This is a genomic window from Exiguobacterium sp. RM11 (assembly GCF_059821525.1).
In genome coordinates, this window is sequence record NZ_CM187558.1 from 488549 (window position 1) to 503437 (window position 14889).

General features: G+C 48.5%; 8 protein-coding genes. All 8 read right to left on the bottom strand.

The window, feature by feature from the left end; translation table 11 throughout:
* Positions 1-53 precede the first annotated feature (53 nt).
* Entirely contained in the window at positions 54-530 is a 477-nt protein-coding gene (locus AC5LIL_RS02730; protein ID WP_499824797.1) for a GNAT family N-acetyltransferase, read from the bottom strand.
* Positions 531-737: 207 nt separating this feature from the next.
* Complete coding sequence (locus AC5LIL_RS02735; protein ID WP_499824798.1) at positions 738-5009, bottom strand: Ig-like domain-containing protein; 4272 nt, start codon at positions 5007-5009, stop codon at positions 738-740.
* Positions 5010-5270: 261 nt separating this feature from the next.
* The gene (gene gntK, locus AC5LIL_RS02740) at positions 5271-6770 is read right to left on the bottom strand and encodes a gluconokinase (protein ID WP_499824799.1); all 1500 of its coding nucleotides are present in this window, start codon (positions 6768-6770) and stop codon (positions 5271-5273) included.
* A gap of 16 nt (positions 6771-6786) precedes the next feature.
* Positions 6787-8130, bottom strand: a complete 1344-nt coding sequence (locus AC5LIL_RS02745; protein ID WP_214744448.1) for a GntT/GntP/DsdX family permease — start codon at positions 8128-8130, stop codon at positions 6787-6789.
* 88 nt (positions 8131-8218) lie between these two features.
* A complete protein-coding gene (gnd, locus tag AC5LIL_RS02750; protein ID WP_499824800.1) occupies positions 8219-9100 on the bottom strand; it encodes a phosphogluconate dehydrogenase (NAD(+)-dependent, decarboxylating) in 882 nt (293 codons plus the stop codon).
* Between the two features lie 309 nt (positions 9101-9409).
* Positions 9410-10501, bottom strand: a complete 1092-nt coding sequence (tnpB, locus tag AC5LIL_RS02755) for an IS200/IS605 family element RNA-guided endonuclease TnpB (protein ID WP_499824801.1) — start codon at positions 10499-10501, stop codon at positions 9410-9412.
* A 271-nt stretch (positions 10502-10772) separates the two neighbouring features.
* Positions 10773-11978 (bottom strand): MFS transporter, encoded by a 1206-nt coding sequence (locus AC5LIL_RS02760; protein WP_499824802.1) that lies wholly within the window; start codon positions 11976-11978, stop codon positions 10773-10775.
* 371 nt (positions 11979-12349) lie between these two features.
* The gene (locus AC5LIL_RS02765) at positions 12350-14821 is read right to left on the bottom strand and encodes an EAL domain-containing protein (protein WP_499824803.1); all 2472 of its coding nucleotides are present in this window, start codon (positions 14819-14821) and stop codon (positions 12350-12352) included.
* Between the last annotated feature and the right edge of the window lie 68 nt (positions 14822-14889).

Consider the following 14889-nt stretch of genomic DNA (forward strand, 5'->3'; position numbering starts at 1 on the left):
CCAACAATAGCTCCCTCGAGTCAAAAAACAAGTGACATATGTCACATACCTTATCACATATCCGAGACATGAAGACGATAAATTTGTTCATCGAGTTCTGTCGTGAGATAGGTAAAGTTCAATTTCTTTAATAGTGTGATCGATGCCTCGTTCGTCTCAAGGACACCGGCTTTGAACACTTCTGCTCCTTGAGCGGCCAAGTGACGAATCAATCCCGACATCACCTCGAACGCATAGCCTTGGCGAGCGCGAGTGGGCGCGATGGTATAGCCAATCCAATACGTTTGGTCTTCTTGCTGGATATACACATCCCCAATCAGTTCATCCGTCGCTTGGTCGATAATGGCGAGTTGCATGCCGTGTTGGAGCGATTGTACGCCGAGTAGGGCGTTCTCGTACTCGGTATAGCTAAGACCTTTGAACGATTGATGCTTCATCCACTCCAAGTCGTTCCGATAAGTCATGAACGATTCGATGTCTTGTCGTTCGAACGGGCGGATGAGGCAACGGGTCGTCGTGAGTGTCATCATGAACTCCTCCTCTATCTTTTTAATGTATCGTGAATCATCAGCAAGGAAAACCCTTCAATCATCGGATTGAAGGGTTTATTATCAGTTCGTGAACGATGGTACTTTGTAGTGTCGGAAGAGCTTGATGAGTATAAATGTGACGAAACCAATGACAAGCGGCGACGTGATGACATTAATCCTTTGTATTAGAATATGTTACTTTTAAAATTACCTCACTTTAATTGTTTTACTCATCGACTGATAGCCAGATTTTTGCAAGACGATTTTGACTACGGTGCCTGTCTTTTGTTTCGGGATCGTTAATCGGTATTGTCCTTTACTATTAACAGTTACTTTTTTACTGATTGCCTTACTACCTACATAGGCCTGGACAGTCGCGGTTTTATCGGCTGTTCCTGACACGTACGTGTGAGAGCGGGTCACAGGACTCACTGTCAATTTTGAAAAGACATTCAACACAGTCGTTGTTTTTGCACTAGTGACATAACCTGATTTGGTTTGTTTCACTGTAATTTTAGTACCTGCTTTTTGAAGTGGAATTCGAATTTGATACGTTCCTTTCGAGCTAACTTTTACAGAAGTACCAATTTTTCTACTTCCCACATAGGCTGTCATCACCGATCCTGATGTTCCTTTACCTGTTAATGTTGTCATTTTTCCCGTTACTGAATTGACTGTATGGCCTGTGAAATTGAAAAGTACTTTAGACTTTTTCTCACTCGAAGCATAGCCCGAACGCTCCAATTTAACAGTAATGTATGTCCCACCTTTTTGTTTCGGAATAGTGAGTTTGAACGTTCCAGAAGAACCAATCTTCACTTTCGAACTGATTGCTCGACCATTAGCATACGCCTGAGCATACGATCCAACCAAGCCTTTACCTGAGATATAGGAGTCTGATGAGTCTATAGCACCTAAAGACCAAGTCGGGAACAAGTTGAGTGTGAGGACGTTTGTGGTCTCTGATTGATAACCTAATCGAGATCCGTGTAATGTGACAACCGTCCCAGCGACCTGTTTCGGAACTTGGATTGAAAATGTACCATCACTTGATGCAGTGCTTGTGCCGATTAGTTTTCCAGACACTGTCGCCTCTATTCTAGTTCCAACTGTCATTTTACCTTTGATGAAGCTGTGGGTAGATAAAAATGGCTCTGTCGTGAATTTAGCGAGCTTGCCGAGTACATTTTCCTCTGGGAATTCGTAAATCTGATCACCGATAGCGACTGCCCACTTGATTTTAGTGTGGGGCACACCGATAGGAACAGCGATTTCAAAATTGCCATCATAGGACGTTGTGGCTGAATAGTCGATACCGTTAATTCTTGCTGTTACAACAGCATGTCGCATCGTTTGACCACGGAGGGCTTTGCTTCCAGCAATGACGGGTTCTGTTGCCAATTTTCGAGGTACTTGTATCTGAGTCTCAATCTTACTGTCATCTCGTAACATCATGTACAAATATTCTTGATTGAAATCGTAGTCTTTTGCTGGAATGACGAAATGACCTTTAGCATCGGGTTTGTATAATTTATCGCCATTTGAGGTTGAGATATAGACATTAGTACCAGGTTCAACTACTCCCCTATAATCCCCTTGAGCCGTACGGGGGATGTCTAGCGACAATAGCTTTGGAGGGGTTGCATCTTTTACAACTACCTCGTGAGAATAAGCAATGCCTAAAGCGGTTCTAATGACAAATGTCCATACATCACCTGCTTTGAGTGAAGTTGGCAACGTGTGACGTACTTTTCCATCGATATTTGCCTCGGTCGTAAATTGTTTCTCTCCTTTGTACCATGCCTCTACCGTAGACATGCCCCCAATATTGAGTTCCAAGTGAGTTGTCTGGTCTGTCCAAGAGATGTTCATTGGATTCGCAGGCATATCGGGAGAATCGAATTGTTTCGTCAAATCATAAGAAATTTGACCATTTTTCGATTTAATGATGAGACGAACAGAATGATCTTTTGGCAATGATGTAGGGAAGTACAATGCCGTGTTTGTATCACTTTTTGTTTGTTCTTCTGTCATAGGAAAGACATTTTGGTTTTCATCAATTAGAATCCATTGATAATATATTTCTTCATATCTACCAGGACGATATACAAATGAAACTCGCTTGCGATCAGAGGAAATTGACTGGCTAACTTTACTTGGTCCTACTTGAGTCGTAACTTTATCGAGGTTACCTTTAATAAAAGTGGTAAGTTGATCACCGGTTTCTAAATTCGGAATTATGATACGAGACGTTTCAGTCCATTCGGTATTAAGATGTTCATAGACTTTCCCTTTGTGTTCGACAACAATTGTATCGCCAATTCTTCCGTTTGAGATTAAAACGTAAGGTGCTCCTTCGGTAACGTTATCAATAGATAAGCTATTCTCGGTTTTTGGAATATTAAGCACGGTTGGTTTGGATGTATGCCCTTTAGAATCTGTTAACACTAATTCAATTTTGTTGATTTCGTTTGGGTGATTCAGCATGTGGAAAATATGTTCCGTTGAATCAGTGTGTGCTTTTTCAGTTTGAATAACTTTTCCAAGAGCGTCATAAGTTTTCAGTTGAATGGAGACGTTTTTTTCATTAAGAGTTAGAAAGAGTGTGTCTGTCATATAGTCATGTGAGCGGACAGAGGGTGCTGTCACGTCTTCGAATAACAAAGGTGTCGTATAAGTTTGAGTTTTTTTCTCATTCATTGTAATGAGTTGATTCGGTAATTCATTTGATGAATTGAGTGGGAATTCAAACTTACCTGTAGCATCACTAAATACACTTGTGCTAGGTAGATCGGTTGTCACAAATGTATAAGGTGATGTCATACCTGTGATTTTTGTATCCGCATCGGCAAGTGGATCAAGTATAACGTCTCGTCCTGTTATTGAATCTTCTACAAAAGTCGATGCGGCAATGCCATCAGAGATGGTCACTCGAAATGTATCATCGTTGTTTAACGTTAAATCAGAGAACGAAAAATGATAAATCTGGTCTGACACTCCCGTACTCGTTGGAGTATAGGATTGGAAAGTTCCGTTTGATTTTACAATCACTAATTTTGCATCAGGGTTTGTGGTCTTATCGTGTTTTAGAGATATCTTCAAATCATTGTTAGTGATTGAATACGTAGGTATTTCTAATTTTCGAGTATCCGGAATATTTAAATCTATTGGTTTGTAGTACGACATGCTTTCTGAGTTCACTTTGTACCAATCATCATATTGAGCTTTAGGGATTCGAATCTTAAAATTACCATTTGCATCAGCTCGTTGAGAAAGGTCAAGTAAATGGTTCGTGTAGATGCGAATGATATCGTAAGGTATTGACTTTCCTTCAATGTATAGGTCAGAAAAGGAAACCGATGAAACTTGTAGAGAACTTCTTTTCACTTCAATTGGAATAGTGACAGACTGTCCTTTAGGTGGAGTGATTGTAACATGAATCGATGTAGTCTCTTTCTCTAGACGATATGGACAGTTCAACACACCACTGTCCGGAATAGAGCAGGAACCAGCATTTCCACTCGGTTTAGACACATAGGTCACTTTACTATTTGGAGGCGCCCAGCCATTGATAGAGAGAACAGATGGACTGATATAGTTATCATATTGCTGTAAAGGAGCAACGTAAAAATCAGGAGCGCCCACTTTTTCTCTAGGAGAGACGAACTCTACCTGTTTTTGATTAGGAAAACGATTCGCTTGAAATGCAAATTCGTATGCTCCGGACTCACCGTTAAAAAAATCAAGTACTCGGTTTTCTCCTACATTTATAAAAAAGAACCCATTTTCGTCAGCTTGAAAAGTTGCTAATCGGTTCTCTCTATCAGCTTTATAAATTTCGATTTGTAAACCAGGCAGCGTATATCCTTTGAAAACGTATTCGTTTAAAAGCGTTTCATCTAATTCAAATTTAAAAGAAGCAGGTGTCTTTAAATCATAAGTAAGAATTTGAGAATAGTGATTTTCAGATGAACTATATACGCTGACCGTCAAATCTTCCAAAGTGTCAGTGGGAATCGCTAAACTTTCATATTGGCTAAATACTTGATTACCAGATTTGACATGAATATTAGCACCGTAAGCATAGAAAACGGCTTCGTTTTTGGAGTTGATTCCTAAAAAGTGAGGTTCAGAAATGTTAGCCATAAGAGTAGGCGCAAAATAACGATTTTTAATGATTTCACCAGTTGGTTGTATTTCATATAAAAATAATCCACCTCTAGGACCGTTAGGAAAAGGAATCTCTATCTTTCCCGAAGAATCAGTGCGATATTCTTCATATGTTGCGTTGGCAAATACACCGTAAAGTGTATCGACTTTTCCGTTTACTTTTACTTTTGTAGAGACAGGGGAGAATGGTTCAACAGTAAGTGAATTTTCGTCAGCATAAGTAGTCAATGGAGTCGCGACTTGAGTTGAAAATAAAGTGAAAACAATCAAGAGAATTAATATGTATGAATATGCGGAGTTTAGTTTCATATGTGGATTTCCTTTCTTAAAAGGGAATTAAATACTATTAATTATCATTAAACGAATATCATCATAAAAACAATTATTTTTTCTTTAAAAGAGTATATGTTTATGATGAATATAGATAAGTAACTTAGAATGAAATTCTGCCTAATAGCTTTAAGGTAATTCTTATAAAATCTCACATGATCTATAAAAACGAATTTCATATATAATATAGTCTGAGTTAACAATGGAAAGGGCCGAGTTCGCGATGAACTCGGCCCTTTCTTATACATGCTTCCGCTGAAACGCTGAAATGGCTTCATATTCTTCCGACAGGTGACGCGACAGGCGAATGTAGATTGGCAAGAGCTCGCGATAGACGTTCGTCGCTTCCATGTTCGGTGTATGCTCGTGGGTCACTTGAGGAACTTCTTGGAATTCCTCGATGTCCCCGAATGCATACTCTCCGAGCATGACGGCTCCGAGGCATGAACTCTCGTGACTTTCCGGTACAACGACCGGTGTGTCGAAGATGTCCGCCATCATCTGACGCCAGAGGCTCGACTGGGCAAAGCCACCCGTCGCATGGATGCGGTTCGGTGCGCCCGTCAACTCGTCGAGTGCGAGCATGACCGTATAGAGGTTGAAGATGACACCTTCTAATACGGCGCGGATGAAGTGCTCGCGCTTATGGTGAATGCTGAGCCCGAAGAAGGAACCGCGGGCATTCGAATCCCAAAGTGGGGCGCGTTCGCCCATCAAATATGGATGGAACAGGAGACCGTCCGCACCCGGTTTGACCGTCTCGGCGATTCGGGTCAACACGTCGTACGCATCGATGCCGAGCCGTTTCGCCGTCTCGACTTCACTTGCTGCGAACTCGTCACGGAGCCAACGGAGGATGATGCCACCGTTATTGACCGGTCCACCAATCACCCAATGCTTGTCCGTCAGCGCGTAACAGAAGATGCGACCTTTTGGATCTTCGACGGGTTCCGAGACGACCGTCCGGATGGCGCCACTTGTCCCGATTGTCACGGCGACGACGCCTTGTTCGAAGGCACCGACCCCGAGGTTCGAGAGCACGCCGTCGCTCGCCCCGATGACGAGCGGGAAGTCCCAGCCGAGCGTCTCGGTCACGTCAGGCGTCACATGTAAAATCTCGGTCGTCGGCACGAGTTCAGATAAACGATCTGGTGTCACACCGGCAACCGCAAGTGCCTCTGTATCCCAATCCTGTTGTTTCAAATTGAATAGTCCCGTCGCCGAAGCGATGGAATGGTCGACGACGAAGCGCCCCGTCAATCGATAGAAGACATACTCTTTGATGGAGACGAACTTAGCTGTTTGTTCAAAGACGTCAGGATGCTCGGTTTTCAACCAACGCAATTTCGACAGTGGTGCCATCGGGTGAACCGGAGTCCCCGTGCGCATATGGAGGGCACTCGCGTCAAAGTCGCGTTTGATTTCTTGCGTATATGGATTTGCCCGACTGTCGGCCCACGTAATGCTGTTCGTGAGCGGACGTCCTGAGGCATCGAGTGCAATTAAGCTATGCATCGCCGAACTGAATGATGCGAAGCGAATCGGACCGTCCGCTTTGGCGCGGACCGCCGAGACGGCTTCGAGCACGGCCCCATAGATGACGACCGGGTCTTGCTCGGCCGTCTCCGTATCGGGCGTGAGAAGCGGATACAACACGTTATGTACCGTCAATTGTTGATGACCGTTGAACAGGACGGCTTTCGTACTCGTCGTCCCGATATCGACCCCAATCGTAAACACACAATCACTTCCTAACTTAGATGATAAATAGGCTAATCAAGAACACGACGGCAAAGCCGGTGAGTCCGATAATCGTTTCCATGATCGTCCATGACTTGAGCGTATCTTTCACATCGAGACCGAAGTAACGGTTGACGAGCCAGAAACCTGAATCGTTGACGTGCGAGAGGACAGTCGCCCCTGAGGCGATGGCGATAACAATCAAACCGAGTGCTGCGCCCGTGATGTTTTGGATTTCAAGTAGCGGTGTGATGAGTCCGGCTGCTGTGACCATCGAGACCGTTGCCGACCCTTGGGCGACACGGACGACCGTCGCGATCAAGAAGGCGAGGACGATTGCCGGCAGTGGTGAACCAGCCATCATTTCACCGAGCACGTCACCGACACCAGAGTCGATGAGTACTTGTTTGAACACACCACCGGCCCCTGTGACGAGGATGATGATCCCGGCTGGTTCGAGTGCTTTCGTTGCGATCTCCTGTACTTCGTCACGTGAATACCCACGGCGTGTCCCGAGGAAGACGAACGTGAGAAGCGTCGCAATCGTCAAGGCGACGAACGGGTGTCCGAGGAACGTCAAGAAGTCACGGACGGCGTTACCTTCATCCAAGAGTACCGCAGAGAGCGTGTTTGCCAAAATCAACACGAGCGGGATCAAGATGAGCGACAAGATCATTTTGAAGCTTGGCAATTCTTTCGATGTATCGATTTCTTTGAATTCCATGTAATCCGGAATCGTCACATGAATCTTCTTAGCAATATACTTCCCAAAAACAGGACCGGCTAAAATCATCGCTGGAATCCCGGCGAGAACACCGAACAAGATGACCCAACCGAGGTCGGCACCGATCAAGTTCGCAACCGCGATCGGACCAGGTGTCGGCGGGATGAAGCTATGTGTGACCGCGAGACCCGCGAGGAGCGGAATTCCATAGTAGAGAAGCGAACGTCCCGTCTTTTTGGCGAGACCGTATACGATTGGGACAAGAATGATGAAACCGACATCGAAGAAGACCGGAACGGCGACGATGAACCCGGTGATCCCGAGTGCCCATTGTGCCTTGTCTTCCCCGAACTTACTGACGAGCGTCTGGGCGAGGCGTTCCGCGCCACCTGATACTTCAAGCATTTTCCCGAACATCGCGCCGAGACCGACGACGACGGCGACGAAGCCGAGCGTTCCGCCCATCCCGCTTTGGATGGAGGCGATGACGTCCCCGAGTGGCATGCCGGCTGCGACCCCGACGATTAAACTGACAAGTAACAACGAAACGAATGCGTGAAGCTTTGTGCGAATGACTAAAAATAAGAGCAAGAAGATCCCGGCTAAGGCGATCAAAATAAGTGTTGAGCCAGACATTGAGTTTTCCCCCTAAAGTTTAATATGTAACCGTTTACAGTTTCTGACAAAGGAAAAGGTCAACTCCCCGTGACCTTTTCCGCATTTCTTACTTCTTGACGACCGCATGACCACCGAACTCGTTGCGGAGCGCGGCGACGACTTTACCTGAGAACGTGTCGTCTTCAAGGGAGCGGTAGCGCATCATGAGCGACAAGGCGATGACCGGTGCGGCTGCCTGAAGGTCGAGCGCCGTTTCGATCGTCCACTTGCCTTCACCCGACGAATGCATGACCCCACGGATTTCATCGAGCTTCGCATCTTTCTTGAAGGCGTTCTCTGTGAGCTCCATGAGCCAAGAGCGGACGACCGACCCGTGATTCCACACACGTGCGACTTGTTCGTAGTCGTAATCGAACGGGCTCTTCTCCAAGATATCGAACCCTTCCGCGATCGCCTGCATCATCCCGTACTCGATTCCGTTATGGATCATCTTCAAGAAGTGACCACTTCCGGCAGGTCCTGTATACAGGTAGCCGTTCTCGACAGACAAGTCTTTGAAGATTGGCTCGATTGTCGGCCACGCGTCGGCGTCACCCCCGACCATCGTACAAGCACCGTTCCGGGCACCGTCCGTCCCACCGCTCGTTCCGCAATCAAAGAACTTGATGTCCTTCTCGGCGAACTGCTCGGCGCGTGCGACCGAGAGCTTGTAGTTCGAGTTCCCACCGTCGATGACGATGTCGCCCGGTTCGAGTCGCTCATATAGTTCCGCGAGCACGGCTTCCGTGACCTCTCCGGCAGGGACCATCGCCCAGATGACGCGTGGCGTCGAGAGCTTGCTCACGACATCCTCGAGCGTCGGCACGATCGTAAACGCGTCCGATGTGACGTCCCCGACGTCCGTCCCGACGACCGTATGTCCGTGGTCACTCAAGTTGAGGGCCAAATTGTATCCCATCTTACCTAAACCAATCAAACCAATTTCCATATTGTCACCTCTGAAAAAGAATTTTTTTCCGTCTCTAGATTTATCATATCAAAATAAATTCGATTTACAAGTCGAATCACGGAATTTTTTTCGAGTAATGCAAAAAGAGCGTCCCGGCTTAATTCGTAGGCGGGACGACGGACAGGCACTCTTATATAGATACAAGAACGAACGATCAATCTTTGAGAGTGAACTACTCGCCACTTATTTGCTTCACAAATTGAAGTGGGAGCTTCTTGGGAAGACCGTGCTCTTACCAGCCACGGTTATTTACCAAGCTCGTCGGGCAGTCCCTGCCCTGAATGGTTGTCAGTCGGCCAACATCAATAGGTTGAGGCTCGCGTTGATGTCACGGTCATGGTACGCACCACAATGAATACACGTCCATTCACGGACATCCATCGTCTTCTTCTCGCCTTTTACTCCGCAAGAAGAACAGATCTGCGTCGATGCGTACCAGGGGTCTGCCATGATGAGCGTCCGTCCGTAGAACTTGCATTTGTATTCTAGCTGTCGGACGAACTCATACCAACTGACATCTGCAATCGATTTGGCGACCTTGTGGTTCTTCATCATGTCCTTCGATGACAATGTCTCCACGACGATGACTTGGTTCTCGTCAACGATCCGTCTCGACAGTTTGTGAAGGAAGTTCTTGCGTTGGTTGGCGATCTTTTCGTGTTTCTTTGCCAAAAGTAATTTGGCTTTTTCACGATTCTTGCTACCAATTTTCTTACGTGACAGCGCGCGCTGTGCCTTCTTGACCTTCGCTTCGGATTGTCGGAGAAAGCGAGGGTTTTCAATCTTCTCCGAGACCATCGCATCGTTCGTCATGACGGCGAAATGTTTTAGGCCGAGATCGATCCCGACCTTGTTCTCGGCTGGGATCCATGGTTCATCGTCCTGTTCGACGAGGAGGGAGACAAAGAACGTGCCCGTCTTGGTCATCGAGACCGTCGCCGACCGGATGACGCCCTCGAACGGGCGATGTTGTGTGAACCGCACGAACCCGACCTTCGGCAGACGGACCTTGCCCGCCTCGATGCGGATCGTGCCATGCTGGTTGTTCGTCGTGTAGGAGGCGCGCGACCGTCGTCTCGATTTGAAGTTCGGGAAGCCGCCCGTCCCGGCGAAGAACTTCGCGAACGCGGTGTCGAGGTTCAGCTTCGCGTTCGCGAGCGCGAGGCTGTCCGCCTCGGCGAGGAACGGGAACAGGGGCTTGTAGGAGGCGGGTGTCGCCGGTTTCCGTCTCGTTCCGCTCCCCGCTTTCGCCTCCTCGCGGATGGCGATGCGGTCCTCGAGCAGCTTGTTGTAGATGAACCGGGCGCAGCCGATCGTCTTGATGAGGAACTCGGCCTGTGCCGGCGTCGGATGGAGCCTGTATTTGTAGCCTTTCAGCATGTCCGTCCCTCCTCCCTTCAGAAGATCGTGATGTGTCCTCCTCATCCGATACCCGCGGAGGGGGAGGGAGAATCTGACGGAATCACGAACTTTTGTTCGCTACATCTGTCACAGGGAGAGAAGAGTTTTGGACCGGGCGATTCATCTCCCGCCTACGCCGGGCTACGCCCCGAGACGCTTAGAGGAGGGAGAATTCTCGCCTACTTTTGTTAAATAAAATTCCCGAAATGCGATACATGCGTTGATTAGTAACAAAGTGATTGCGGTAACCTTAAGACGAAACTTTCATTTGGTTCAGCCTGTCAAATAGCTTCGCATACAGCCCCATCCCGATGAGCGCCGACAGCAAGATGAGCGTGAACACGGCGAGCGGGGGGACGAAGCCTGAGACGAGCACCGTCACCGGCGCAAGGAACTTGCCAATCGTGTTTTGGAGCGTATCGGCCGCGAGATATTGTCCGCGTGACTCGGCTGGTGCGTAGCGGCTGACGAAACTCTGACTGACGGGAGAACGAATCAGCTCCCCGAACGTGAACATGGTCGTGACGATGAGCAAGTACCAGATATTTGATGAGAAGGCGACGAGAAACGTCCCGAAACCTCCTAGGAAAGTCGACAATAGTAAAACACGCCGTTCGTCCCACGCCCAAAACACACGTGTGACAGGAATGATGAAGACGACGAACAAGAGGCCGTTATATGCAACGAGCCAGCCGAATAAGACTGTATTCGAGACGTTGAACGTGGCCGGAGTTTGTTCAATCAAATAGACAGGTAAATACACGTCTAGCTGCATGATTGGGATTAAGGCGAATACGCCAGCAATCAGATAGAGGCGGAAAAGCGGGTCAATCAAAATCGTTGCATACGACCGCCCTTGGGTGAAAAATGTCGTTGCGACCGTCTTCCCGGTCGCGGCCGGTCGTGTCTCACGGGTGAGTGCCGCGAGCAACAACCCGTATCCGAACAGGACGACGGCGCAGCCGAGGAGGAGCGCCTGGCGATGTTCGAAGAACAGGACCGCCCCGAGGATGGGACCGAGCACGGCACCGATATTGTTCGACGCCATGAACGTCGCGAACACGTCCCGCAAGTGTTCGGCCGGCACGAGGTCGGCGACCATGGCCGAGCTGGCCGGCTTATAGATGGCACCCATAAAACCGATGCTGATGTAGGTGATGTAATCGACATAGGCGTTCGTTGATAAAGCGAAAACGAGGAATAGGAAACCTTGTGAGAACGTCCCGGCGAGCATGACGGGGCGGCGACCAATCTCATCTGCAAGCGAACCGCCAATCAAGCTGCCGACTAGCAGGAACAACGGTGGCACGGCCATGAGTAGTCCGGCTAGCTCGACACCGAGCGTCCGGGCGAAATAGACGGTGATGAATGGAAAGTACATCCAAAACAAGAGGTTGAATAAGCCTTCGCCGAATAAGCGGACTTTCAGATTGAGGTCCCAACGGTATAATTCCATAGATATGCTCCTTTCAAGAGTCTCTCTTTAATGTAAGAGGTCGTGGAGAGAAAGAATAGACTTATGTTGCGGGATTTGCTAGACTAAAAATAGAAAAAGCGAATATATAGGCGCTTGTTTGCGTTGTACTATAAAACGAACGTATGTTTGTAAAATGACCTCCGATATAATCATCGGAGGTCATTTTTATTGTGTCGTCTTCATCGATTTAAAGCTATAGGCGAAAGATCCCTCAAATAGCTCGTCATTTTCAGGCAACAATTTTCCAATCATCGAGAGGTGTCGGGTAACCTGTGCGCATTGCTCGGTGTGACTCAGCGATCGCCAAAATCCTAGTAAAAAATCGACCCCCGTCATGGAGGTCGAATGAATCAACTCGATGATGCTTTTTTATATTGCTGGAAGAAGACTTCGATCTCTTCTGCCGGCAAAGGACGGTTGTAGTAATATCCTTGCGCCTGGTTGCACGATTCGGCTTTTAAGAAAGCGACTTGATTCTCCGTCTCGACGCCTTCCGCGATAACGTTCAAATCGAGCTCATGTGCCATGCGGATGATTGTTTTGACGAGGGCGGCGTCCTTCTCATCACTTTCGATGTTCTTCGTGAAGTGCTGGTCAATCTTCAGCGTATCAATCGGGAACAGCTTCAAGTAGCTGAGAGACGAGTAGCCCGTACCGAAGTCGTCGATCGAGAGATGGACACCGAGGGCGACGAGCTCGTGCATCGTCTCGATGGCACGGTCCGCACTCTGGATGACGCTCTCGGTCAACTCGAGTTCTAAATACTGCGCGTCGAGACCTGATGCGTCGAGTGCGCGGCTGACGACTTCCGGCAAGTCTTTTTGCGCGAACTGAATGGCCGAGATGTTGACGGCGACCCGGAATGGGGGAATGCCGGCATCTTGCCACGCCTTGTTTTGGCGACACGCCTCATTCAAGACGAACTCACCGAGACGGTGGATGCTTCCCGTCTCTTCGGCGATTGGAATGAACTCACCCGGCGAAATCATCCCGAGTTCCGGATGGTGCCAACGGACGAGCGCCTCCATGCCAATGACCATTTCAGTCTCCAGTTGGATTTGCGGTTGATAGTGGACGGTGAACTCGCCACGCCCGATTCCTTTACGGAGTGCCATCGACAAATTCGAGCGACGGGATACGGACTCGTTCAGTTCGTTGGTGAAGAACTGATAGCCGTTCTTGCCGTCAGCCTTCGCCCGATACATGGCGATATCGGCGTTCTTGATTAAATCCTCTGCCGTATCCCCATCGGACGGGTGAAGACTGATCCCGATTGAAGCACCGGTGAACACTTCCTCGTGCTCGAGTTCGAACGGGGGATGGAGGACGTTGATCAACTCTTGAGCACGATGGGCCGCAAGGTTACTTTTCGTATGCGGCGACAAGATGATGAACTCATCTCCACCGAGACGGGCGAGCGTGTCCGACTTATGAATCGTCGACTGGATCCGGGTCGTCACTTGCTTCAAGAATTGGTCGCCGATTGAGTGGCCGAAGCGGTCATTGATGACTTTGAAGTTATCGAGGTCGATATAGTATAGGGCGAACGGTTTTTGCTGGGACTGATCGAGTAGCGCATCCAGCCGGTCGCTGAATAGACGACGGTTCGGGAGACCGGTGAGTGGGTCCAAATAGACGAGGTCGTTGATTTGCGCCTCGATTCGTTTCCGTTCACTGATGTCACGGATGATGCTACTGAAGAAGATGCCTTTGTCCGTCTTCCACGTTCCGAGTGACATCTCAATCGGGACTTCGACACCGTCTTTTCGTAATCCGATGAGCTCGACCGTTTGGCCGATGACACGTTTTTCACCGGTCGTCTCGTAACGCTTCATCCCACGCTCATGGGCATCTCGGAAGCGTTCCGGGATGATGGCGACAATCGATTGCCCGACCATCTCCTCCTGCGTATATCCGAACAGGTCAGTTGCTCCTTGATTCCATTGAAGGATGACACGGGTATGATCGGCAACGATGATGGCATCAGATGCCGATTCGATGATGGATTCAAATTTCAATTCGAGTTCTTCAGACTGTGCCTCGAGCTGTGAGGCCGTCTTGAGTGAGATGTACATGATGATGAATAAGGTCATGACACTTGCGGCGATGACGTAGGCGAGAAGGGTACTATCGACCGCATAACCGCTCAGTGGTTGCATGGCACTATCTGTCGGAGTGAACTGAGCAGCGCCCATCCCGACGTAGTGCATGCCTGATACGGCGACACCGATCAAGACCGAGCTGGCGAGACGGCGCCAATGGAACCGCGAGACGTTCGGGATATAGAAGAGGATATACAGTCCGACGAGCGATGCGACGAATGCGACAATCGCAGACGCAATCCACATGACCGGGTCATAGGTGAGGATGGCGTTCATCTGCATCGCTTCCATGCCGATGTAGTGCATCGAAACGACCCCAACACTGATTAGGAAGGCGCAAAAGACGAGTTGCATCGGTCGTGTCTCCGGATGGCTGATCATCCAGAAGGCGAGACCGGACGCAACAACGGCTGGAACGATTGATAATAAGACAATGCCGAGGTGATATGTCACATCACCATTTAGATGAAATGCCAGCATGCCGATAAAGTGCATCGCCCAAATCCCGAGCCCGAGACTAAAGGCACCGGCTGCGACCCAGCTGAAACGTGAAGCGTATTTCGCATATTTCAAACGACTGCTAATATCGAGGGCGACACCTGCAGCGAAGATCGCGATGGCAATGGAGAGAATGACGAGCGGTAAGTTGTAGGAGCTACTGAGGTGATGTTCGATACGAAACAGTCCTTTCGATTTCAAATGGTACAAAGAGTGAAACAATTAAAAAGTGCTTCATTAGAGTAGCATATTCAAGAATCCGGCTGCTTGCCTGCTTTTGTAAGGTGGGT

Bases quoted from the DNA above. Each gene is read 5' to 3' on its own strand.
- AC5LIL_RS02730 (WP_499824797.1), bottom strand. From the start codon at position 530: ATGATGACACTCACGACGACCCGTTGCCTCATCCGCCCGTTCGAACGA.
- AC5LIL_RS02735 (WP_499824798.1), bottom strand. From the start codon at position 5,009: ATGAAACTAAACTCCGCATATTCATACATATTAATTCTCTTGATTGTT.
- AC5LIL_RS02745 (WP_214744448.1), bottom strand. From the start codon at position 8,130: ATGTCTGGCTCAACACTTATTTTGATCGCCTTAGCCGGGATCTTCTTG.
- gnd (WP_499824800.1), bottom strand. From the start codon at position 9,100: ATGGAAATTGGTTTGATTGGTTTAGGTAAGATGGGATACAATTTGGCC.
- tnpB (WP_499824801.1), bottom strand. From the start codon at position 10,501: ATGCTGAAAGGCTACAAATACAGGCTCCATCCGACGCCGGCACAGGCC.
- AC5LIL_RS02760 (WP_499824802.1), bottom strand. From the start codon at position 11,978: ATGGAATTATACCGTTGGGACCTCAATCTGAAAGTCCGCTTATTCGGC.